Source organism: Skermania piniformis (assembly GCF_019285775.1).
Classification (GTDB): Bacteria; Actinomycetota; Actinomycetes; order Mycobacteriales; family Mycobacteriaceae; genus Skermania; species Skermania pinensis.
Genome location: NZ_CP079105.1, coordinates 2,756,900 through 2,777,208, shown reverse-complemented (window position 1 = coordinate 2,777,208; position 20,309 = coordinate 2,756,900). Strand labels below are relative to the sequence as shown.

The 20,309-nt window shown below is 67.8% G+C and carries 21 protein-coding genes, 1 tRNA gene and 2 pseudogenes; 12 read left to right on the top strand and 12 right to left on the bottom strand.

The features are described from left to right. Positions 1 to 2: 2 nt before the first annotated feature. Positions 3 to 770, bottom strand: a complete 768-nt coding sequence (eutC, locus tag KV203_RS12890; RefSeq protein WP_066467541.1) for an ethanolamine ammonia-lyase subunit EutC — start codon at positions 768 to 770, stop codon at positions 3 to 5. Next, positions 767 to 2,188: an ethanolamine ammonia-lyase subunit EutB gene (locus KV203_RS12885; protein ID WP_066467539.1), complete on the bottom strand. Its 1,422-nt coding sequence runs from the start codon at positions 2,186 to 2,188 to the stop codon at positions 767 to 769. The genes eutC and KV203_RS12885 overlap by 4 nt, the downstream gene beginning before the upstream one ends. A 200-nt stretch (positions 2,189 to 2,388) precedes the next feature. On the opposite strand from KV203_RS12885, the gene KV203_RS12880 reads away from it, so the two are divergent. Continuing rightward, the gene (locus tag KV203_RS12880; RefSeq protein WP_066467537.1) at positions 2,389 to 3,105 is read left to right on the top strand and encodes a rhomboid-like protein; all 717 of its coding nucleotides are present in this window, start codon (positions 2,389 to 2,391) and stop codon (positions 3,103 to 3,105) included. A gap of 64 nt (positions 3,106 to 3,169) precedes the next feature. Here KV203_RS12880 and KV203_RS12875 read toward each other — a convergent pair whose 3' ends face one another. Continuing rightward, complete coding sequence (locus KV203_RS12875) at positions 3,170 to 4,060, bottom strand: LysR family transcriptional regulator (protein ID WP_066467535.1); 891 nt, start codon at positions 4,058 to 4,060, stop codon at positions 3,170 to 3,172. A 98-nt stretch (positions 4,061 to 4,158) separates the two neighbouring features. Here KV203_RS12875 and KV203_RS12870 point away from each other — a divergent pair, with 98 nt between their 5' ends. Beyond that, positions 4,159 to 4,521, top strand: coding sequence for a nuclear transport factor 2 family protein (locus tag KV203_RS12870; RefSeq protein ID WP_066467533.1), 363 nt, complete (start codon positions 4,159 to 4,161; stop codon positions 4,519 to 4,521). 30 nt (positions 4,522 to 4,551) lie between these two features. Here the strand turns inward: KV203_RS12870 and KV203_RS12865 are convergent. Beyond that, positions 4,552 to 4,686, bottom strand: a pseudogene (locus tag KV203_RS12865) (type Z 30S ribosomal protein S14); the annotation flags it as partial. Between the two features lie 36 nt (positions 4,687 to 4,722). After that, positions 4,723 to 5,239: pseudogene (locus KV203_RS12860) on the bottom strand (transposase); the annotation flags it as partial. Positions 5,240 to 5,524: 285 nt separating this feature from the next. Here KV203_RS12860 and KV203_RS12855 point away from each other — a divergent pair. The 3 genes from KV203_RS12855 to KV203_RS12845 all read left to right on the top strand — a co-directional run bounded on the left by KV203_RS12855 (position 5,525) and on the right by KV203_RS12845 (position 6,842). Beyond that, positions 5,525 to 6,019: a site-specific integrase gene (locus tag KV203_RS12855; RefSeq protein ID WP_066467527.1), complete on the top strand. Its 495-nt coding sequence runs from the start codon at positions 5,525 to 5,527 to the stop codon at positions 6,017 to 6,019. 89 nt (positions 6,020 to 6,108) lie between these two features. After that, complete coding sequence (locus tag KV203_RS12850; protein WP_169797463.1) at positions 6,109 to 6,546, top strand: helix-turn-helix domain-containing protein; 438 nt, start codon at positions 6,109 to 6,111, stop codon at positions 6,544 to 6,546. Between the two features lie 53 nt (positions 6,547 to 6,599). Beyond that, entirely contained in the window at positions 6,600 to 6,842 is a 243-nt protein-coding gene (locus KV203_RS12845) for a hypothetical protein (RefSeq protein ID WP_157079689.1), read from the top strand. A 62-nt stretch (positions 6,843 to 6,904) separates the two neighbouring features. Here KV203_RS12845 and KV203_RS12840 read toward each other — a convergent pair whose 3' ends face one another. Beyond that, positions 6,905 to 8,167 (bottom strand): IS256 family transposase, encoded by a 1,263-nt coding sequence (locus tag KV203_RS12840; protein WP_066467524.1) that lies wholly within the window; start codon positions 8,165 to 8,167, stop codon positions 6,905 to 6,907. A 100-nt stretch (positions 8,168 to 8,267) separates the two neighbouring features. Here KV203_RS12840 and KV203_RS12835 point away from each other — a divergent pair, with 100 nt between their 5' ends. Further along, positions 8,268 to 9,095: a tyrosine-type recombinase/integrase gene (locus tag KV203_RS12835; protein WP_066467523.1), complete on the top strand. Its 828-nt coding sequence runs from the start codon at positions 8,268 to 8,270 to the stop codon at positions 9,093 to 9,095. A gap of 76 nt (positions 9,096 to 9,171) precedes the next feature. Here the strand turns inward: KV203_RS12835 and KV203_RS12830 are convergent. After that, positions 9,172 to 9,244 (bottom strand) — tRNA-Ala (locus KV203_RS12830). Between the two features lie 201 nt (positions 9,245 to 9,445). Here KV203_RS12830 and KV203_RS12825 point away from each other — a divergent pair. The 3 genes from KV203_RS12825 to KV203_RS12815 all read left to right on the top strand — a co-directional run bounded on the left by KV203_RS12825 (position 9,446) and on the right by KV203_RS12815 (position 13,287). Next, positions 9,446 to 11,020 carry a sugar transferase gene (locus tag KV203_RS12825; RefSeq protein ID WP_157079688.1) on the top strand — a complete coding sequence of 525 codons (1,575 nt, stop codon included), beginning with the start codon at positions 9,446 to 9,448 and terminating at the stop codon, positions 11,018 to 11,020. A 146-nt stretch (positions 11,021 to 11,166) separates the two neighbouring features. After that, positions 11,167 to 12,210 (top strand): N-acetylmuramoyl-L-alanine amidase, encoded by a 1,044-nt coding sequence (locus KV203_RS12820; RefSeq protein WP_083529831.1) that lies wholly within the window; start codon positions 11,167 to 11,169, stop codon positions 12,208 to 12,210. A gap of 33 nt (positions 12,211 to 12,243) precedes the next feature. Further along, positions 12,244 to 13,287, top strand: a complete 1,044-nt coding sequence (locus KV203_RS12815; RefSeq protein ID WP_066467777.1) for a CobW family GTP-binding protein — start codon at positions 12,244 to 12,246, stop codon at positions 13,285 to 13,287. Here KV203_RS12815 and KV203_RS12810 read toward each other — a convergent pair. Genes KV203_RS12810 through KV203_RS12800 form a run of 3 tightly spaced genes read right to left on the bottom strand, consistent with a single transcriptional unit; the run spans position 13,253 to position 15,802 of the window. Further along, positions 13,253 to 13,666 carry a molybdenum cofactor biosynthesis protein MoaE gene (locus tag KV203_RS12810; protein ID WP_066467519.1) on the bottom strand — a complete coding sequence of 138 codons (414 nt, stop codon included), beginning with the start codon at positions 13,664 to 13,666 and terminating at the stop codon, positions 13,253 to 13,255. The genes KV203_RS12815 and KV203_RS12810 overlap by 35 nt on opposite strands. After that, the gene (gene moaCB, locus KV203_RS12805; RefSeq protein ID WP_066467517.1) at positions 13,659 to 14,585 is read right to left on the bottom strand and encodes a bifunctional molybdenum cofactor biosynthesis protein MoaC/MoaB; all 927 of its coding nucleotides are present in this window, start codon (positions 14,583 to 14,585) and stop codon (positions 13,659 to 13,661) included. Before moaCB ends, KV203_RS12810 begins: the two co-directional genes overlap by 8 nt. A gap of 35 nt (positions 14,586 to 14,620) precedes the next feature. Beyond that, a complete protein-coding gene (locus KV203_RS12800; RefSeq protein WP_066467516.1) occupies positions 14,621 to 15,802 on the bottom strand; it encodes a molybdopterin molybdotransferase MoeA in 1,182 nt (393 codons plus the stop codon). Between the two features lie 55 nt (positions 15,803 to 15,857). Here KV203_RS12800 and moaA point away from each other — a divergent pair, with 55 nt between their 5' ends. Genes moaA through KV203_RS12785 form a run of 3 tightly spaced genes read left to right on the top strand, consistent with a single transcriptional unit; the run spans position 15,858 to position 17,939 of the window. Beyond that, complete coding sequence (gene moaA / locus KV203_RS12795; RefSeq protein ID WP_066467773.1) at positions 15,858 to 16,913, top strand: GTP 3',8-cyclase MoaA; 1,056 nt, start codon at positions 15,858 to 15,860, stop codon at positions 16,911 to 16,913. Beyond that, a complete protein-coding gene (locus tag KV203_RS12790) occupies positions 16,906 to 17,139 on the top strand; it encodes a MoaD/ThiS family protein (protein ID WP_066467510.1) in 234 nt (77 codons plus the stop codon). Before moaA ends, KV203_RS12790 begins: the two co-directional genes overlap by 8 nt. Before the next feature lie 29 nt (positions 17,140 to 17,168). After that, a complete protein-coding gene (locus tag KV203_RS12785) occupies positions 17,169 to 17,939 on the top strand; it encodes a fructosamine kinase family protein (protein ID WP_066467508.1) in 771 nt (256 codons plus the stop codon). Between the two features lie 49 nt (positions 17,940 to 17,988). On the opposite strand, the gene KV203_RS12780 is transcribed toward KV203_RS12785, so the two are convergent. Together KV203_RS12780 and KV203_RS12775 are read right to left on the bottom strand one after the other, a co-directional pair. Then, positions 17,989 to 18,864, bottom strand: coding sequence for a hypothetical protein (locus tag KV203_RS12780; protein ID WP_066467503.1), 876 nt, complete (start codon positions 18,862 to 18,864; stop codon positions 17,989 to 17,991). 90 nt (positions 18,865 to 18,954) lie between these two features. Further along, the gene (locus KV203_RS12775; RefSeq protein WP_066467501.1) at positions 18,955 to 20,283 is read right to left on the bottom strand and encodes an ABC1 kinase family protein; all 1,329 of its coding nucleotides are present in this window, start codon (positions 20,281 to 20,283) and stop codon (positions 18,955 to 18,957) included. Between the last annotated feature and the right edge of the window lie 26 nt (positions 20,284 to 20,309).

Here is a 20,309-nt window from a genome sequence, read left to right as displayed (position 1 = left end):
GCTCATTCTCCCAAAGCCGGCAGCGCCCGGCCGAAAACCTCCGCCGTGCCGGCGGTGTTGTCCTTCAGCGCGACTCCGGAGACGCCGAGTTGCCGGGCGCCGTCGACCAGCGCGCGTGCAGTTCGCGCCGCCGCGGGGTAGCCGAGACCGTCCGGGGGATGGATGTTGGAGATGCAGTTGCGTTCGGCGTCGAGCCGGCCGGGCCGCGGCCGATGAGTGAGGTAGATACCCAAGCTGTCGGCCACCGACAGCCCGGGCCGCTCGCCGATGATCATCAGGAGTGTGGTCACCCCGAGCCGGGCGCCGAGATGGTCGCCCAGCGCCACCCTGGCCTGGGTCGCCACCACTGGTGGCGCGATCGTGTAGTCGGGTCGCAGTGCGTGTATCACAGCCCGCACCAAAGCGATTGCGTGAATGTGCACGGCGGTCGCGGACAGCCCGTCGGCGACGACCAATCCTATGTCGGCCCCGGACCGGTCGATCGCCTCCAGCGTGCTCGGTTGTCGGCCGAGATCGGGTCGGCGCAGGTATTCGGCGCGCGAACGCGCTCGGCTGGTGACGATTACCGGGGGACCGAGGCCCAGCCCGGTCAGCCCGGCGGTCACTTCGGCCACGTCGAGCGGAGTGTGCACGGCATCCCGGGCGGCGGCGTGGTCGGTACGCAGGCGCAGCACCTCTCTGGTCGATACCGCGTTTCCGGCCCGGCGCAGGCCGATCCGGGCCCGGGTCAGCTCGCGCAGCCGATCCCACGGATCGATCGAGTCGGTCACGGCTGCCTCCTGTCCGGTCCGGCCAGCTCCCGCAACGGGGAGCCGGCCGGGTCGACCGGCAACACTCGGCCGGCCGCATCGGCCATCCCCAGCCGTTGCAGCCACGCCTCGAACTCGGGCGCCGTTCGGAGTCCGAGCACACCCCGCAGCCACAGCACGTCGTGGAAGGACAGGCTCTGGTACCCCAGCATGATGTCGTCGGTTCCGGGAACGGTGATGACGAACGCGGTGCCGGCCATTCCGAGCAGGCCGAGGAGCGCATCCATGTCGTCGGAGTCGGCCTCGGCGTGGTTGGTGTAGCAGACGTCGACCCCCATCGGCAGGCCCAGCAGCTTGCCGCAGAAATGGTCTTCCAGCCCGGCCCGGAGGATCTGCTTTCCGTCGTACAGGTACTCCGGTCCGATGAAGCCGACGACCGTGTTCACCAGCAGCGGCTGCAGCGTTCGGGCGACCGCGTACGCGCGGGCCTCCAGCGTCTGCTGGTCGACCGGCCGGCCGTCGGTGCCCAGATGGGCGCCCGCGGACAGAGCCGAGCCCTGCCCGGTTTCCAGATACATCACGTTGTTGCCGACGGTTCCGCGGCCCAACGAGCGGCCGGCCTCGTTTGCCTCTCGCAACAGGGCCAGGTCGACGCCGAAACCGCGATTGGCTGCCTCGGTTCCGGCGATCGATTGGAAGACCAGGTCGACCGGTGCCCCTTGCTCGATCAGCCCGATCGTCGTCGTGACGTGGGACAGCACGCACGACTGCATCGGGATGTCGTAGCGGACCCGGATGTCGTCGAGCAGATGCAGCAAGGTTGCCGCGGTCTGTGGCGCGTCCGAGGCCGGGTTGATGCCGACAACCGCGTCACCGCAGCCGAGCAGCAGGCCGTCCAGCAGTGCGGCGGCAATGCCGTGCGGGTCGTCGGTCGGATGGTTGGGTTGCAACCGGGTGGCCAGCCGTCCGGGCAACCCGATCGTGGTCCGGAATCCGGCGGTCACCTCGACCCGTCGGGACACCGCGATCAGGTCTTGGTACGGCATCAGTTTGCTGACCGCGGCCACCATCTCCGGGGTGAGTCCGGGGGAGACCTCGCGGATACGGTCACCGCCGTCGTCGGCCGTTACCTGGGTGAGCAGCCAATCCCGGAGCTCCCCGACGGTGAACGTGGCGATCGGGCCGAACGCCACCGGATCGTGCGTGTCGAGGATCAGCCGGGTCACCTCGTCGCTCTCGTACGGCACGACCGGTTCGTCGAGGAAGGCGGTCAGCGGGACGTCGGCCAGTGCCCATCCGGCCGCCGCCCGTTCCGCGTCCGAGGTTGCAGCGCAGCCCGCCAGTTCGTCGCCCGATCGCCGCGGTGTCGCCTTCGCCAACACGTCCACCAGGTTCGCGAATCGGTAGCTGTGTCCTCGGACGGTCTGCGTGTAGCACACGACGGGTTCCCCTCGACGTCGGCGATCCGTGCTGTCGACTGTAAGGCGCGCGGCGGCATCGTGGCGCACCTCCGAGCGCTCGACGCCCGGGGTCGACGCACGACATGAATGAGCACCGCTCGACTGCAACGTGTTCTAAATCGGCGTCGTCGCGATCGGTGCGACACTGGTCTGATGACGACCGAAGGGAACGCGCACGGATGACGGCGCGCCTGCGGTCGGTGCTCGGCTCGGCGTACGACCGCTGCCGTTCGGTGATCGCGTCGGCGCCGCTGACCTGCATCTGGCTGGTGATCCTGCTGATCACGACTATCATCCAGCGCACGGTCGGCCCGTCCGAGCTCGACCGTATCCTCGGCGAACGATCCACCAACCTGCACCACCTGACCACAGACCCGGTGCATGTGCTGTTCACCAGCCTGTTCTGGATCGACGGCATCTTCTGGCTGCCCTATCTGGTGTCGTTCTGCATCTTCCACATCCCGGCTGAGCGTTGGCTCGGTTCGCTGCGCTGGCTGGCGGTGGGACTGAGCGCGCATGTCCTGGCGACCTACATCAGCGAGGGACTGCTCGGCCTCGCCATCCGCGACGGCGTCGCCGACGAGTCGATGGTGAACGTGCTCGACGTCGGGGTGAGCTATTTCCTCGCGGGCATCGTCGGTGTGCTGACTTACCGCATCGCGCGGCCGTGGCGGTGGGTATACCTCGCCGGGGTGCTCGTGGTCTACGGCGTCTCGTTGATCGCGGCTCTCGATTCCACCGCGATCGGCCACTTCACTTCGGTGCTCATCGGACTGGCCTGGTATCCGATGGCGCGGCGACGGGAGGTGGTGCCGTGGAATCCGCTGGACACGGTGCGCCGAGTCACCAGCGGGTCAGGGCCTCGGCACGTTGGCTTTTCGGCTGGTCAGGAGTAGTTCTAGTGATTTGGCGGCCGCGCCCCGAGCAGCGGTGGCCGCCGGGGTCGCTGAGCTGTCCGAACTAACTCGGCTCGACGACGCCCGGCGGGATCGGCAGGCGCGCCAACAGAGCCGAAGCGGCGTGGCTGGGGCGAATCCGCCAGACGACGCCCAGCAACGAGCGGACCTCGAGGTCGTCGATCCGGAGCGCAACCACACCGGACCAGTCCCGAGCGGTCGTCTCACTGACCACCCCGACACCGAGGCCGCGCGCGGTCAGCGACTCGATCTGGGCCGGCGTGGCCACCTCCCAGCGAGGTTGCGTCGGCCGGCCGGCGCGCAGGAGAAGCGCGTCCAGCGCGTCCCGGGAACCCGTACCCGGGGGGAGGCTCACCAGGTCCTCGGCGGAGAGTTCCGCCGGCTCGATCGCGGCGCGCGCCGACCACGGATGAGCCGGGTCGACGACAGCGACCAGCTGGTCGTCGAACACGACCGCCGTCTGCACGCCTTCGGGCCGTCGGCCGGCCGGCCACGCTGCAATCGCAACGTCACACCGACCGTCGCGCACCTGAGCGATCAGGTCTGCCGAGGCACCCTCGCGCAGCTGGATGTCGATCCCGCGATGCGCCGCCCGGACGCCGGCCAGCGCGTCGACCAGCGGAGGCCAAACCAACCCGGCAACGGCCGCCACCCGGAGCGATCCCGTGACCAGGCCCCGGAGGTTGTCGGCCGCTCCGGTCACATCATCGATCGCGGCGACCGCCGCCCGAATGAACGGCAACAACCGGGCACCCTCCGGCGTGAGGGCGACCCGACGGGCAGATCGATCGAGCAGGTGCACACCCAGTTCGTGCTCCAACTTCCGGATCTGGGTGCTGACGCCCGACTGACTGATCCGGACGGCCTGTGCGGCCGAGGTGAACGTCCCTTCGTCGACAACGGCCAGGACATAGCGGAGCTGGTGCAGTTCCATAACTGCTGAAGATAGTTTTTATCTCACACTGCTGTTGGACAGATAGCTCGAATCCGCCGACCCTGGAGACATCGAATCGAACGAACCAGGAGCACGTCATGGACCAGACCGAACAGACCCGCACAGCCGCCACTACCTACTTCGACGCCTGGCGCGATCGTGACTTCGACCGCTTGCGCACCGTGCTGGCGCCCGATGTCGAGTTCGTCGGGGTCATGGGCACCGCGAACGGGGTCGACGAGTGCCTCGACGGACTCCGCGGAATGGCCGAGTCGATCATGACCGACTTGGTCCTGCACGCTCGGGTGATAGACGGCCAGGATGCGATCACCTGGTTCGATCTGCATACTGCCCAGACCCCGCCGCTGCCGACCGCCAACTGGAGTCACGCGGAAAACGGGCTGATCACCCGGATCCGGGTGACCTTCGACCCGCGGCCGCTGTTCGATAAGCCGAAGTAGCGGCCGCGGGCCGGATCGGCTCACCAGGAGCTTGCGCACGCCCGGCAGCTCGCCGCGGTGTGCCATCTCCCGGACGCATACCCGGCAGAGGCCGAACGTGCGGTACCCCGCGTGCGGCCGGCCGCAACGCTGGCACCGGGGGTAGGCGCGCACCGGGAACTTCGGCGAGAGATATTGTCAAATCCTGTGGATCAGGGTGGTTCAGGCGACCTTCTGCCCGGCTGACTCGACATCCGGTTCGGTCGGTGTGATGTCGATCGGGGCGTTGACCTTTCGCCACCGGCTCTGAGCCGCCTCGATCAGCTTGAACGCCATCGCCATCCCCGCCGCCCGCGAACCCGGCCCCTTCGTCACCTTGGTCCGCAAACGCACTGTCGCGAAGGTAGATTCGATCGGATTCGCCGTCCGCAAGTGAATCCAATGCTCCGCCGGATACTTGTCGAACTCCAGCAGCGCATCGGCGTCGTCGACGATCTTGGCGACAGCTTTCGGATACTTCGCCCCGTGGTCGACTTCCAACGCCTTGATCGCCAACTGGGCTTTGTCGATGTCCTCGGCATTGTAGATCTCCTTCATCGCCGCCGTCGCACCCGGATGAGCCGACTTCAGCAGCGCAGCAAGTACATTCGTCTGCTTATGGAACCAGCACCGCTACTCACGAGTACCAGGAACACCTCCCGCACCGCCTTCCGAACCTACGCGCACCGTCACCGACGGCCGGCTTCGCAGCGCACACCGAACACGCCAAGCCAACCGCCACCTCCGGCGTCTCCGCCTTCACCGTGAACACGATGCTCTCGCTACTGTCCGCCGCACTCCGACAGGCTGTCGCCGACGGCCTGGTCGTCCGCAACGCCGCCGAGCACGTCGAGCGACCCAGCACGTAGCGGCGAAGACACCCGCATGGACCGCAGACGACGCCGCCCGGTTCCGCACCCATGTAGCCGGCGAACGCGAACGGACGCTCTGGTCACTCACCCTGTGCGGACTCCGCCGATCGGAAGTGCTCGGGCTGGCCTGGTCCGCCGTCGACCTGGACGCCCGGACCGTAACCATCACAGCGGGCCGAGTGTCGGTGAAAGGCGGCACCGAGCTCGGTGCGCCGAAGTCGTGGCGGTCCGCCCGCACCCTGCCGATCTCCGCAGACCTGACCGACGCTCTCCGCGCATTCCGGACTGCGCAAGCGCGAGAGCGACTCGTCATCGGCGCCGGATGGCCGGATACCGGCCTGGTCGCCGTCAACGCCGACGGCACACCGATCCGCCCCGAGACCTACAGCTCGATGTTCCGGCGCCTGGTCGCCGACGCCGGCATACCGGCGATCCCGCTGAAAGGGGTGCGGAACACGGCAGCGACCACCCTCATCGGGGCCGGGCTGTCACCCGTCGACGCCGCCGCGTGGCTCGGACACGACCCCGCCATGACCCTGCGCGTCTACGCCCACGCGCGAGAAGAAGGCCCGATCGCCGCCGCTGACGTCCTATCCCGGCCGTCCTGAGTCACCGGCCTTAAGGACATTTTCGGGACACTCCGGGGTTTCGAATGACGAAAGGCCCGGTCGGAAATGTCTCTGACCAAGCCTTATCCGTGGAGACCATAGGAACCTACTCCAGGAAGGCGTACCTAACCGAGCGTTTCCTTACTCTTCGTAACAAATTATCTCACAACAGTACTCGTGCACCAACGGCCCCAGCGGTTCATCGTCATGCCCGCAAGCGTCACCTGACGAAAGACGAGGTCAGCGAGATCGTCGCCCGCTACAACGCGGGCACCAGGTCCACCCAGCTCGTGACCGAGACCGGTCTGGCCAAGGAGACCATCCTCAAGCTGCTCCACACCAACGGCGCGACGATCCGCCGCCGAGGTCTCTCAGTCGCCGACATCGCTGAGGCCGCCACGCTCTACCGCGACGGTCGGTCCCTTGAATGGATCGGCAAGCATTTCGGTGTCAGCCACACCACCGTTCGGGCTGCACTCAAGAAGCACGGCGTGAAGATGCGGGATACGCATGGGCGGGAGCGGTAGTGGGTCGGCAGGCATCCTGCCACTTGTCTGAGCTATCACATAGTATCCATTCCGTGACCGCCGAACACCCATCCGAGCCTCAGCAGCCAGCCGACGAACAAGGCTCGTTGACGGCCAGTATCTGGGTCGACGCTATCCAGGTGGCAGCGCCGTACCTCGGTGGGGCAGGGGCTGCTGGCATCGGCGGCAAGGTGGTGGAGACGTACATCAAAGAACGCGGAGCTACCGAGCGGACCAAGATTGAACAGGACGGCAAGACCGCACGCGCCAAGCTGAACCAGCCGGAAAGCGAATAACACTCGCCCGCCCGAGGTTGGGCGGGACTGTCCGATAAACGGTGGATCCGGTTTGGCATTGGTTAGTTTCCGCTCGGGTTGATGCGGCCTTCGAATGCGATCGCGAACGCGTTGAGTGCCGGCTTCCACCTCATCGCCCATCGTGCTTTGCCGCGCCCGGTCGGGTCCAGAGCACGGGTGGCGAGGTAGAGGCACTTGAGCGCGGCCTGCTCGCTCGGGAAGTGCCCGCGGGCGCGCACAGCGCGGCGGTAGCGGGCGTTGAGCGACTCGATCGCGTTGGTGGAGCAGATGACACGGCGGATCTCGATGTCGTAGTCGAGGAACGGCACGAACTCGCTCCACGCGTTGTCCCACATCCGTGTGATCGCCGGATACTGGGCGCCCCACTTGGCGGTGAACTCGACGAACCGTTCCTTGGCCGCCGCCTCGGTGGGTGCGGTGTAGACCGGCCGCAGATCGCGTGACATCTCGTCCCAGTACTTGCGGGAGGCGTAGCGAAAGGTGTTGCGGATCAAGTGGATCACGCACGTTTGTACGACCGCTTGCGGCCACACGGTGCCGATCGCGTCGGGCAGGCCTTTGAGTCCGTCGCAGACCACGATGCACACGTCGGCGGCGCCGCGGTTCTTGATCTCCGAAAGCACGGCGAGCCAGAACTTCGCGCCCTCGCCGCCGTCGCCGGCCCACAGTCCGAGGATGTCGCGCTCCCCGTTCACGGTGACCCCGATCGCGACGTAGACCGGCCGGTTGCTGACCTGACCGTCGCGGATCTTCACGTGGATGGCGTCGATGAATACCACCGGGTACACCGCATCGAGGGGCCGGTTCTGCCATTCGGTCATCTCCCCGATCACCTTGTCGGTGATCGGGGAGATCGTGTCCTTCGAGACCCTGGCGCCGTAGACGTCGTCGAAATGCGCGGCGATCTCACCGGTCGTGAGCCCTTTCGCCGACAACGACAACACGATCTCGTCGACCCCGGTGAGCCTGCGTTGTCGTTTACGCACAATCTGCGGGTCGAACGAGGCATCGGTGTCACGTGGCACTTCGATCTGCACCGGCCCGATCTCGGTCAACACCGTTTTCGATCGGGTTACGTTGCGGGAGTTGCCACTACCCCGCCCGTTCGGATCGTGTTTGTCGTAGCCCAAATGCTCGGTCATCTCCGCATCCAGCGCGGTCTCGAGCACGTTCTTGGTCAACTGGTTGAGCAGCCCGTTCGGGCCGACCAGATCCACACCCTGCTGTTTGGCCTGCGCGAGCAGCTGCTCCGCGAGCTCTCGTTGATCCACCGGCTTCGCCACGGGATCCAGTGTTTCGGTCATCATCGATCCTTCCCGCCAAGCAACACTCGGCGTGTCAGACCAAACCGGATCCACCGTTATTCAGACAGTCCCCCTGCGGCAACACCACGTCGACCGCTGGGTGAGCGACCTGCTCGACCACGGCGGCATGCAGCAGGTGCAGGGAGCGGACGGGCAAATGCGCGGGAAACCGCTCGCCCCCGCGACCGTGAAGCTCGCCCTGTCGGCGCTGAAACAGGTGATGGCGTACGCCGCGCGGCAAGGCATCATCTCCCGCGACCCGGCCACCTACGTACTCGCGCCCCGGCAGCGGCCGGCGAAGATCAGCGCCGCCGACATCTGGACCCGCGACCAGGTCCACACCTTCGCGACCGCCGCCAGCCAGCACCGGCTACACGCGGTCTACCTACTGTCCTGTTACGGCCTGCGGCGGTCGGAAGCATGCGGTCTGCGGTGGTGTGATGTCGACCTCGACACCGGGACGCTGAGCGTGGAACAGGGTCACGTCGAAGTGGCCGGGAAACACCACGCGGTCGACGAGCCGAAGACCGCCCGGTCCCGCCGCACCCTGCCGTTACCCGCCGATGCGGTCACCGCGCTACGAGCACTCCGCACGCGACAACGCGGCGAACGGCTGGCGCTCGGCATCGCGTGGGACGACACCACGCACGTGTGCTCGGCCGAGGACGGCACCCCGGTCCTACCGCGGACCTACACCCTGTGGTTTCAACGCATCGCAGAAACCGCCGAACTCCCCAGGATCACGCTGAAAAACCTGCGACACACCTCGGTGTCGGTGATGCTGCACGCCGGGATCCCCGCATCGACCGTCGCAGCGTGGCACGGGCACGACGTCCGGATGACGACCACGGTGTACAACCGCACCTACGACGCCGGACTCTCCGCGGCGGCGGCCGTCATGTTCGACCCGACCGGCACCACGCGCTGACTCACTCTTGACTCACTCGCCATTCCGAAACAGGTCAGGCCCGGTGCGATACCGGGCCTGACCTGCGTAAATAGGGTGGAGCTAAGGGGACTCGAACCCCTGACCCCCACACTGCCAGTGTGGTGCGCTACCAGCTGCGCCATAGCCCCGCAGGCCGGTACGGACTCCGTCCGGCTGCTCGGTCGAAGCTACACCATCCGCTGTTGGTCGGCCAAATGCGGCAGTGTCGCTCGAGGGGCAGAGATCTGCTGGTATTTGCAGATCAATAGCGCCAAGGTGCGGTAGAGCAGCTCAGCAACCAGTTGGCATACCGGTATAGCCCCGGATAGACTCCGGTATGGATCGCAGGTATGGCGAGACGCGATCAGATCGCTGTGTTTTGTTCGGTCGACAAATCTATGGTCGGGTTCTGGACAAGGGGAGCAGCAGTGACGGCGGTGGAAGCTGTAGCGGTCGAGTCTCGTGAGATCACCGAGTTTCTTCCCTCGGTGCGTGCGCGGTGGCAAGCGCAGCATCGGCGGCGGTTGATCATCACCGACGCGGTGGTGGTCGTCGCGGTGGTCGGTGCGGCCCAGTTCCTCATGTTCGGGGTCGGTGTTCGACTGCTGGAGGGCACGACGCTTCGGTACACGGCCGTTTCGGCGGTGATAGTCGCTCTCTGGCTCACCGCGCTGACCAGCTTCGGCACCAGATCTCGGCGACTGATCGGCAGCGGCGCGCCGGAGTATCGGAGGGTGGCCAACGCCACGCTGGTCTTGTTCGGCGCGTTGGCCATCGCGTCGTCGATATTTCGCGCCGAGCTCGCCCGCAGCTACTTCATGATCGCGCTGCCCTTCGGCGTCGCCGGGCTGGTGGTCGGCCGCTGGTTCTGGCGGCGATATGCGCTCCGCAAGCACTCCACCGGGCGGTTCTTGTCGTCGGTCTTGGTAGTGGGCAGCCACTACGCCGCTCGGGCAACGGCGATCGCGTTCCACCGCGAGCCGTCGTCGGGTTTCCGGGTTGTCGGGGTCTGCACCCCGGCCGGCCCGGTCGACGGGCCACCGAAGATCGAGGTGGACGCCGAAACCGGAGCGTCGGTTCCGGTGGTCGGCACCGACCGGACGGTCCTGGACGCGCTGGACCGTACCGGTGCCGACACCGTTGCGATCACCCCCACCGACGATCTCGGCCCGGGTGACATTCGTAAGCTGGCTTGGGATCTCGACTCGATCGGGGTCGATCTGATCGTGACGCCGGGCGTCGTGGACATCACCGGTCAGCGGATCCAGACTCGGCCGGTCGCCGGAATGCCGATGTTGCACATCGCGCGACCGCAGCACCATCGCGCCCGGTCGCTCGCCAAAACGATCTTCGATTATCTCTTCGCGTCGATGGTGTTGATCATGATCTCGCCGATCCTGGTCGCGGCGGCCGTCGCGGTGCGGATGTCCGGCAAGGGCCCGATCTTCTACAAATCGGAGCGGATCGGCATGAACGGGGTGCCGTTCCCGATGATCAAGTTCCGCAGCATGGTGCAGGATGCCGACGCCCAGGTCGACGAGCTGCTCGAAGGCAACGAAGGTGCAGGCGTGTTGTTCAAGATGCGCGACGATCCGCGCGTCACCAACGTCGGCAAGTTCCTGCGACGCTATTCGCTCGACGAATTACCGCAGTTCTTCAACGTAATTCGCGGTGAGATGAGCGTGGTCGGACCGCGCCCGGCATTGCGTCGCGAGGTGGACCAGTACAACGGGGCAGTGCGGCGCCGGATGATGGTAAAGCCCGGTCTGACGGGACTGTGGCAGGTGAGTGGTCGGTCCGACCTGTCGTGGAACGAGACCATCCGGCTCGACCTGTCCTACATCGAGAACTGGTCGATGATGCAGGACTTGAACATCATCAAGAAGACGGTGTCGGCCGTCGTCGGAAAAGACGGCGCATACTGAGTCCCGCCGATGCCGGTTCGGTACGGAACGGTTCCATAACGCCCGAGCGTCGACGTTGCCGCCCAGACCGCCTGTTGCAAGAGTTGCTGATGTTGCTCATGTGACTAGAAGGGAGGCCGGCGCGCGCTTGCTCGCGCCGATCCGCGATGAAGAATTCACTTGTCCGCGCCGGTCTCGGCGCCACCGTGGTAGCGCTCGCGACGCAGTTCGCCGTGGCCTTTCCGGCTGTGGGGCATGCCGATCCCGCTCCCGGCGACTCGTCCACCCGGCTCGCCGGCAAGACCGTCTTTCTGGACCCGGGCCATCAGGGCACGGGCCACAACGAGAACTTGTCCCGGCAGGTCTCCGACGGCCGCGGTGGTACCAAGGACTGCCAGACCACCGGCATGACCACGGTGAACGGCGTTCCGGAGCACACGATCACCTGGCAGGTCGCGCAACTGGTCAAGACGTCGTTGGAGAGCCTCGGTGCCCGGGTGGTGCTGAGCCGGCAGGACGACACCGGCTGGGGAGGTTGCGTCGACGACCGGGCCCGGGCCGCGAACGACTCGCATGCCGACGTCGCGGTCAGCATCCACGCGGACGGCGGCCCGGCCGAGGGGCGTGGATTCCATCTGATCGTCCCGGAACTCCCGATCCCCGACCCGGTGGCCGATGCCGTGCAGTCCGGTCCGGGGCGCGCCGCATCGGCGTCGGTGCGCGATGCCTACCTCAAATACGGCTCGGCGCCGGCCAATTATCTCGCCACCGACAACGGGTTGCAGACCCGCGCCGACGTCGCCGGACCGGCGCTCACCCAGGTGCCCGACGTGTTCGTCGAGATGGGCAACGGAGCGAATCCCGAGGACGCCAAGTTGCTGGAGTCCGGCGAGGGGCAGTTGGCACACGCGGTGGCGATCACCACCGGAATCGTTGCCTTTCTGTTCGGTACCGCGGTCGTTCCGACGAGCGCGCCGGCGCAGGCCGTGGCACCGGCCGCAGCCATGACGTCCCCGGCAGCGCCCGCCGATGGGGACGGGCTGATGGCCACGCTCACCGGCCTGCTCGAGCCGCTGCTACAGACACTCGGGATCGACGCCGCGCACGGCGCCGACCCGGTTACCGCGGTCACGATCGACGGGCTGGCCCGCGAACTCGTCGGCATCGCTCGGACGAACGGGGTCGGGACCATCGCCACTGCGGAACGCTGATCCGGCGGGCGGCGGGCATCGTAGGCTGTGCCGGTGCCCGCACCGATCCCGGTTGTCCTGCTGACCGGCTTTCTCGGTGCCGGTAAAACCAGTCTGCTCAACCACCTGTTGCATCAGCGGGACGCACGAGTCGGCGTCGTGGTGAACGATTTCGGCAGCGTCGGGGTAGACGCGATGCTGGTTGCCGGCCAGGTCGATGCCATGGTGTCACTGGCCAACGGATGCCTTTGCTGCGCAACCGATCCGGCTGAACTGGATACGCTGTTCCAGCGGCTCACCGTGCCGCGACTCGGGATCGACGTGATCGTGGTGGAGGCCAGCGGGTTGGCCGAGCCGCGCGCGATGGCGCGAATGGTGCTCGGCAGTAACAGCTCCCGAATCCGCTATGGCGGTCTGGTGCAGGTGGTCGACGCGTTGGAGTTCGACGCCGGCCGATCCCGCCATCCGGTCCTGGAACGCCACCTACGACTGGCCGACCTGGTGGTGCTGAACAAGGCCGACCTGGTATCGCCGGAGCGGTTGGCCGCGCTGCGCGGGGAGCTCGCTCGGATCGTCCGGACGGTGCCGATCCAGCCGACCACCTACGGTCGGGTCGACCCACGCCTGCTGTTCGATCCGCCGACCGGCCAGCGGCGTCGGGCCGTCACCCAGCTGTCGTTCGACGACCTGCTGCTGCCCGAGATGCCGGCCGCACACCTGCACGACGGCTACCGCAGTGTGACCGTGGCTACCGGACCGGTCGAGCCGCGCGCATTCGTCGAGTTTCTGGAACATCCACCGGCCGGCCTGTTCCGGGTCAAGGGGCGAGTCGAGTTCGCGGTCGCGGGCGAGCCGCGGGCGTTCGTGGTCCAGTTGGTCGGCAGCCAGCTGCGCTTCGTCCCGGACAACGGACGGCTACCCGGCCGGACCACGTTGGTCTTCATCGGCGTCGATCTGAGCGAGGGAGATGTCCGAGCCGGTCTGGCGCGCGCCGAACCTCGCGGTGCGGCACCGCTCGACGCGCAGGCGCTGTTGCCGGTGTGGCGACATGTGGAGCTGCGGGCTACAGCCCCACCCACTCCGAAGGCCCGTCGCTGAAGCTTTGCCGCTTCCAGATCGGCACCTCATGTTTGATTCGTTCGACCAGTTCGGCGCACGCCGCGAACGCTTCGCGGCGGTGCGCCGCGGCGACTGCGGCTACCAGTGCCAGATCGCCGACGGCCAACGCGCCTACCCGGTGCACCGCCGCCACCGGCAGTCCGTGTTCCTGCGCCAGCTCCCGACAGCAGGTGCGCAGGAACCGTTCGGCGTCCGGATGTGCGGAGTACTCCAGTGCAGTCACCGGGCGATCGTCGTCATGGTCGCGCACCACCCCGGTGAACAGCACCACCGCCCCGTAGCCCGGTCCGGCGACGGCACGGTCCACCTCGGCCGCATCGATCGGATCGGTGCTGATCCGGGCCAGCGGTTCACTCATGCCGGCCACCACCGGCGACCTGGGCGAGTAGGTGGTCGAGCAGCGGTTCCAGCGTCGCGATGCCGTCCTGCACGCCACCGGGCGAACCGGGCAGGTTCACCACTACCGTGCGCCCGGCCAGGCCTGCGACCCCGCGCGACAGCGCCGCGAGCGGAAATGTCGCCGCACCGCGCTGCCGGATCGACTCGGCGACGCCGGGCAGCTCCCGGTCGATCACGGCCCGGGTTGCCTCCGGTGTCGCGTCGGTCGGTGCGGCCCCGGTGCCGCCGGTGCTGATCACCAACGCCGGCGCGCCGGTGAGCGCATCGGCGAACCCGGCCGCGATCTCGGCGTCCGGATAGATCAACGGGCCGCGCACCGTGAAGCCCAGTCCGCTCAACCACTCGACCAGCGCCGGTCCGGTGGTGTCGGCGCGGGTGCCGGCCGCGGCCGCGGTCGACGCCACCAGGACCACGGCCGAACGTGTGTCGGTCGGCTCGCCGGTCTCCGCCGGCGAGCGTTGCCAGCGCCCTCGCTTGCCGCCGTCCTTGCGTAGCAGTCGAACATCGGTGAGGGTGGCGGCCGGGTCCACCGCTTTCACCATGTCGTGCAGGGTCAACCCGGCGATCGCCACGGCGGTCAGCGCTTCCATCTCGACGCCGGTGGGGCCCTTGGTCTTCGCCGTGGCCTCGATGGTGATGGCGGTATCGGTGAAGCCGAACCCGACCTCTACTCCGGACAGCGCCAGCTGATGGCAGAGCGGGATCAGGTCGGCGGTTCGTTTCGCTCCGGCGATCCCGGCAATCCGAGCGGTACTCAGCACGTCGGCCTTCGGTAGTTCGTCCGCCCGGACCAGCGCCACCACTTCGGCGGTGGTGTGCAGCGCGCCGGCCGCGGTCGCGCGCCGGGTGCTGTCTGCCTTCGCGCTCACATCCACCATTCGGGCGCGGCCGTCGTCGTCGACGTGGGTAAGGCTCACAACGCCCACACTCGCACATCCGAGCCGGCGGCGACTGCGGTCACGTCGGCGGGCAGATCGATCAGCACGTCGGCTCGTGCCATCGCGGCAATCAGGTGCGAGCCCGGTCCGGCGACCGGTTCGACCCCGTGGCCGGCGATTCGTCCCCGGCGGAACTGGCGCTTGCCGGGCGTCGAGTTCAGCTCGCCGAGCAGGGGCAGTGTCCGCGGTGCGACCGGGTCCAGGCCGGCGAGCGTGCGCAGCGTCGGCCGGGCGAACACGAGATACGAGACCACAGTGCTCACCGGATTGCCCGGAAAGCTGAGCACCGGGATTCCGTGCAGCACCGACAGCCCCTGCGGCCCGCCCGGTTGCATTGCGACATGGCCGAATTCGCCACCGAGCGGCTGTAGTGTCGCCTTGACCACCTCGAAGTCGCCCATCGAGATCCCGCCGGAGGTCAGCACCAGGTCGGCACGCGTCGCTGCGTCGTCCAGCAGCCCGCGCAACCGCTCCGGCTCGTCGGGAGCGTGGGTAACCGTCACCACCTCGACTCCGTCGGCCGCCAGGTACGTCGCCAAGGCGACTCCGTTGGAGTCGTAGACCTGACCCGGTCGAAGGGGCGTGCCGGCCGGCGTCAGCTCGTCGCCGGTCGTGATCACGACGGCCCGTACCCGGCGGTAGACCTCGATCTGCGTCAGCCCGACCGCGGCCAGCGCGGCCACGTGTCGCGGCCGCAACCCGGTTTCGGCCGGTACCAGCAGCGCCCCCGCTCGGACGTCGTCACCCTGCTCCCGGACGTACTCGCCGGCTGCTCGGGTCCGCTCGATCCGGACGTGGCCGTCGGGTTGCCGGGTGGTGTCTTCGACCGGCACGACACAATCCGCACCGGCTGGGATGGGTGCGCCGGTCATCACTTTCATTGCTGCGCCCGCCGACAGCGGAGCTGCGACTGCGCCGGCGGCCACCGTCGCGTCGACCGGCAATGTGACCGGCACGTCTGCGATCGACTGTGCCCGAACCGCATATCCGTCCATCTGCGAGTTACGAAAAGCCGGCAGATCCGCCGGCGAACGAACCTCGGTAGCGTTGCGTCGCCCGGCCGCCAGTCGAACCGGGACCGGCTCTACCGGTCGGGCGGCCAACGGGTGCAGCAAGCCGGCCACGGCAGCCGCGTGATCGTCCACGGTGCGCGTCATGTGGTGCATTGTCGCCGACTCGGGCGCGCGGAAGAAACCCGGGCATAATGTGGCCATGTCGCTGGTCGAGATGGGTATACCGGTGGTCCGCGGGGGCCTGCCGGCCGTCGACCGACCGGATGTGCCCGACCTGCTCGACCGGTTCGGCCGGACTGCCCGTGACCTACGGGTGTCGATCACCGAGAAGTGTTCGCTGCGCTGCACGTACTGCATGCCGGAGCAGGGTTTGCCGCCGATCCCACGCGCCGACGTGCTCACCGCAGCCGAGATCGTCCGGCTGGTGGTGCTGGCGGTCACCGAGCTGGGTGTGCGTGAGGTGCGGTTCACCGGCGGTGAGCCGCTGATGCGTCGTGACCTGGAGCAGATCGTCGGTGGCTGCCGGGATCGGCTGCCGACATTGCCGCTGACCATGACCAGCAATGCGGTCGGTCTGCGGCATCGGGCGGCCGGACTCGCCGCCGCTGGGCTCAGCCGGGTGAACATCTCGCTGGACACGATCGATCCGGCGGGTTTCGCCGCACTCACCCGGCGGGACCGATTGCCCGACGCGCTGGCCGGGATCCGTGCCGCGCGCCGGGCCGGGCTGACCCCGATAAAGGTCAATGCGGTACTGATGCCCGATACCGTGGCCGGGGCGTCGGACCTGTTGGACTGGTGCTTGGGCGAAGGGTGCGAGCTGCGCTTCATCGAGGAGATGCCGCTCGATGCCGACCGTGCCTGGACCCGCACATCGATGGTGACTGCCGCGGATCTGCTCGACGTCCTCGGTACCCGGTTCGCGCTGACCCCGGTCGGCCGGCCGGATCCGGCGTCGCCGGCGGAGTTCTGGCGGATCGACGACGGCCCGGCGACGGTGGGCGTGATCGCCTCGGTCACCCGGTCGTTCTGCGCCGATTGCGACCGGACTCGGCTCACCGCCGACGGACGAGTCCGGTCCTGCTTGTTCAGCGACCACGAGGTAGATCTGCGCGGTGCCCTGCGGAGCGGCGCGAGTGACGGTGAGCTGGCGCGGCTGTGGCGGGACGCGATGTGGCAGAAGTGGGCCGGGCACGGAATCGACGCGGCCGGCTTCGCGCCACCGGAGCGGTCGATGGGCGCGATCGGTGGTTGAAGTCCGATATTTCGCCGCAGCGGCCGACGTTGCCGGTAAGCCGGGGGAGACGCTGGACGCGGCCACCGTCGGTGAGTTGCAGCGGGTGCTCACTGCCAAGTACGGCGCAACCATGGCCCGAGTGCTGAGCGTATCGGCCTATCTCGTGGGCGATCAGCTGACCCGCGACCCGGCGACCCCGGTGGGTACGCGAGTCGACGTGCTGCCGCCGTTCGCCGGCGGCTGAGTCGTGCCGTCGGGCGGTAGCGTGGGGGGATGGGGTCGGTCGGGTATCGGAAGTCGTCGCCGGATGCACCGGACGACTTTTTCGCCGCGGAAGCTGCGGGGCTGCGATGGTTGGCTGCGGGCGGCGCGCCGACGGTAGAGGTTCGCGCTGTCGGTCCCCGATGCATCGAACTCGAGCTGCTGGTGTCCGCGCCGCCGTCGGCGGCCACCGCACACGCGTTCGGGCAAGCGTTGGCGACGGTGCACGATTCCGGGGTGAGCGGCGAATTCGGCTGCCCACCTGAGGATTTCACCGGCCGGTGCTACATCGGCAACCGGCCGATGAGCAGTGTCCAGCACGCCCGCTGGGGTGAGTTCTACGTCACCGAACGCGTGTTGCCGTTCGTCCGGACCGCGGTCGACCTCGGCCATGTCGACCCCGATTCGCTCGTCGATATCGAGCGTGCCTGCGCAGTGATCGCCGAGGGGACGTTCGACGATCGGGAACCGCCGTCCCGGATTCACGGCGACCTGTGGAACGGCAACGTCATGTGGGTCGCCGAGCGTGGCGCCGTGCTCATCGATCCTGCTGCGCATGGCGGACATCGGGAAACCGATCTGGCGATGCTGGCGCTGTTCGGCTGCCCGCAGCTCGACGAGATCATCGCCGGCTATCGAGAAACGCATCCGCTTCGGCCGGGCTGGCAGGACCGGGTCCCGGTGCACCAGCTGCATCCGCTTGCCGTGCATGCTGCCGGGCACGGTCCCGGCTACGGTCGCGCCCTGCACGCCGCCGCGCTGGCGACACTGCGCCTGGCCTGATCTCGTCGAGGGAGCAATCTCGGCGGCATCGTGCGAGAAGAGAAATCCGTCAGTGCTCCGTCGGCGCGCCCGATGCAGCCAGGGCGGCACGTACACGATCACAGATCATCCAGGGACGGGTCCGCAGTTGCGCCGAGCTGACGCGCACCATTCGCCAGCCGAGTTCACGCACGAGTTCGGCGCGTTCGATATCCCAGGCTCGCTGGGCTGCGTCGTTCCAATGGTGCGCGCCGTCGTATTCGACGGCCACCCGCCACGGTTCCCAACCCAGATCGGCGCGCGCCACCACCCGACCGGTCGTGTCCCGAATCCTGATCTGGGTGGTCGGTCGGGGAAGGCCGTCGTCTATCAACATCAGTCGGGTGCGCGTCTCCTGGGGCGATTCGGCTCCGCCATCCACCAGATCGAGAAGTTCGCGGAGTCGACGCACGCCGCGGGCACCGCGGCGGCGGTCGGCGAGCGCGGCGATCTGCGCCGGATCGGTTCCGGTGGCACCGCACAGGGCGTCGAGCAAGATCACCGCGGGGATCCGGTCGTGGCGGCGGCCCAGGTCGAACCCGGTCCGGGCAGCATTCGTCACCCGGAATCCGTCGATCCAGCACATCTCGTGATCGGCGATAAGCTCTCGTCGACTGACGATGCCGGCGGGCGCATGACGCGGGGTCGGCAGGGTGATCTCGGCGGAAGCTTCGGGATCGAGCCAGCGACAACCGTGCAAGGCTGCCGCGGATAGGCCGACCAGAACGCCTTGGCCTTTCGCCCAGTGGGACGCGGCTTTGGCCCGCCCGGCGGCGTCCAGGACGACACCCCTACGGACATATACGTCCGGCAAGATCCGTCGATAGTCGTGCCGCAGCTCCCACCTGGTCAACGCGCCGCTCGCGATCGCCCACGAACCGGGAAACGGTTCGTTGCCTACCCCCATCGGCTCATCATCGTGGGCCGGATGTTCCCGCCGCCGCGGTCGGCGGGCAACTGTGAACTACCGATTGGTTGTGCACAGGGCGAGGTGGGTTCAGCCGGTGGCGCGCTCCCGCTCGGCCTGGACTATCAAGCCGCTCATGTATCCCATGACCTCGCTGTCGTTCAGCGGGCGCCAACGCGGCGCGAGCAGCTTCATGTATCGCTCGACGTAGAGCAACTGCTTGCCGACCAGTACCAGTTCGCGTGGCAGCTTCGCATCATAGGCCTTGGCCAGTTCGGCCAGTTGGCGGCCGAGCTGGGTGTAGGACACGTTGGCCAGGCTGGTACGGCGCAGCGGCGCGGTGAACTGGCGCATATCTTCGGCGGACCGATCGCTGGTTCGACGGACCGCGCCGAGCCGGAACAAGGCTCGACCGGCCGCATCGAAGTCGTTGCGCACCATCAGATCCACCAGGAGCCGGCGCAGGATCACCCGGGTACGGTCGTCGAATCGCCCGACGATCCCGAAGTCCAACAACACGATCCGGCCCTCGGGATCGACCAGGACATTGCCCGCGTGCAGATCGCCGTGGAAGATTCCGCCGCGGAATGCCGATTCGAGCAGCGAAAGCAACAGGGTACGAAGAAGGTCGACGCCATCGTGTCCGGCTGCCCGAACCGCCGCGGCGTCGTCGATTCGGATCGCGTCGACGTACTCCATGGTCAGGACCCGGGTAGTGGTCAGGTCCCAGTGCACCTGCGGAGCACGCACCCGATCGGCGAACCGGGTGCCCGCCAGGCACGCGCGCCACTCGTCGATCGAGGCGGCCTCGGTGCGGAAGTCCAGCTCGTCGCGCAGATTGGCGCCGAAGTCGTCGACGATTTCCGTGGCGCTGACCATCCGGCCGTATCGTGAGAGCTCGGCGGTGGCTGCTACCCGCTCCAGGATCTGCAGGTCGGCGGCGAGCCGGGTTTCGATACCGGGCCGTTGGATCTTGATCACCACCCGCTCGCCCGAATGCAGTCGTGCCGGGTGTACCTGCGCGATCGATGCGGATGCGATCGGCACCGGATCGAACTCGGCGAATACGTCGGTGGGCGGTGCACCCAGCTCGGCCAGCAGTACGTCATGGATCGTGCCGGGGTCGGCCGGCGGCACCCGGTCGAGCAGGGTGCGGAACTCCTCGGACAGCACGCCGGGAAACACCCCAGGGCTGGATGCGATGAGTTGGCCCAGCTTGACGTAGGTCGGGCCGAGCGCGGCGAATCGGTCCCGGGTGGCGTGTGCCGCCGCGGCGGCCAGCGGCCGTCGACGCAAGCCGTCCAACAGAACCTGTCCGCCACCGATCGCCGCCTGCCAGGCGGTGGCGCCGACCCGGGTCACCTCGGTGGTGATCGGGACTCGGCGCAGCAGCAGCTCGGGGGTAGTGCTTTCGTTCATCGTCGTCGAGGGTAGCGGGTGCCGGA

Excerpts from the sequence above, each read along its gene's own strand:
- KV203_RS12880 (WP_066467537.1), top strand. The coding sequence starts at position 2,389 with ATGACGGCGCGCCTGCGGTCGGTGCTCGGCTCGGCGTACGACCGCTGC.
- KV203_RS12875 (WP_066467535.1), bottom strand. The coding sequence starts at position 4,060 with ATGGAACTGCACCAGCTCCGCTATGTCCTGGCCGTTGTCGACGAAGGG.
- KV203_RS12870 (WP_066467533.1), top strand. The coding sequence starts at position 4,159 with ATGGACCAGACCGAACAGACCCGCACAGCCGCCACTACCTACTTCGAC.
- KV203_RS12840 (WP_066467524.1), bottom strand. The coding sequence starts at position 8,167 with ATGACCGAAACACTGGATCCCGTGGCGAAGCCGGTGGATCAACGAGAG.
- KV203_RS12825 (WP_157079688.1), top strand. The coding sequence starts at position 9,446 with ATGGCGAGACGCGATCAGATCGCTGTGTTTTGTTCGGTCGACAAATCT.
- KV203_RS12820 (WP_083529831.1), top strand. The coding sequence starts at position 11,167 with ATGAAGAATTCACTTGTCCGCGCCGGTCTCGGCGCCACCGTGGTAGCG.
- KV203_RS12810 (WP_066467519.1), bottom strand. The coding sequence starts at position 13,666 with ATGAGTGAACCGCTGGCCCGGATCAGCACCGATCCGATCGATGCGGCC.
- moaCB (WP_066467517.1), bottom strand. The coding sequence starts at position 14,585 with ATGGTGGATGTGAGCGCGAAGGCAGACAGCACCCGGCGCGCGACCGCG.
- KV203_RS12800 (WP_066467516.1), bottom strand. The coding sequence starts at position 15,802 with ATGACGCGCACCGTGGACGATCACGCGGCTGCCGTGGCCGGCTTGCTG.
- moaA (WP_066467773.1), top strand. The coding sequence starts at position 15,858 with ATGTCGCTGGTCGAGATGGGTATACCGGTGGTCCGCGGGGGCCTGCCG.
- KV203_RS12785 (WP_066467508.1), top strand. The coding sequence starts at position 17,169 with ATGGGGTCGGTCGGGTATCGGAAGTCGTCGCCGGATGCACCGGACGAC.
- KV203_RS12780 (WP_066467503.1), bottom strand. The coding sequence starts at position 18,864 with ATGGGGGTAGGCAACGAACCGTTTCCCGGTTCGTGGGCGATCGCGAGC.
- KV203_RS12775 (WP_066467501.1), bottom strand. The coding sequence starts at position 20,283 with ATGAACGAAAGCACTACCCCCGAGCTGCTGCTGCGCCGAGTCCCGATC.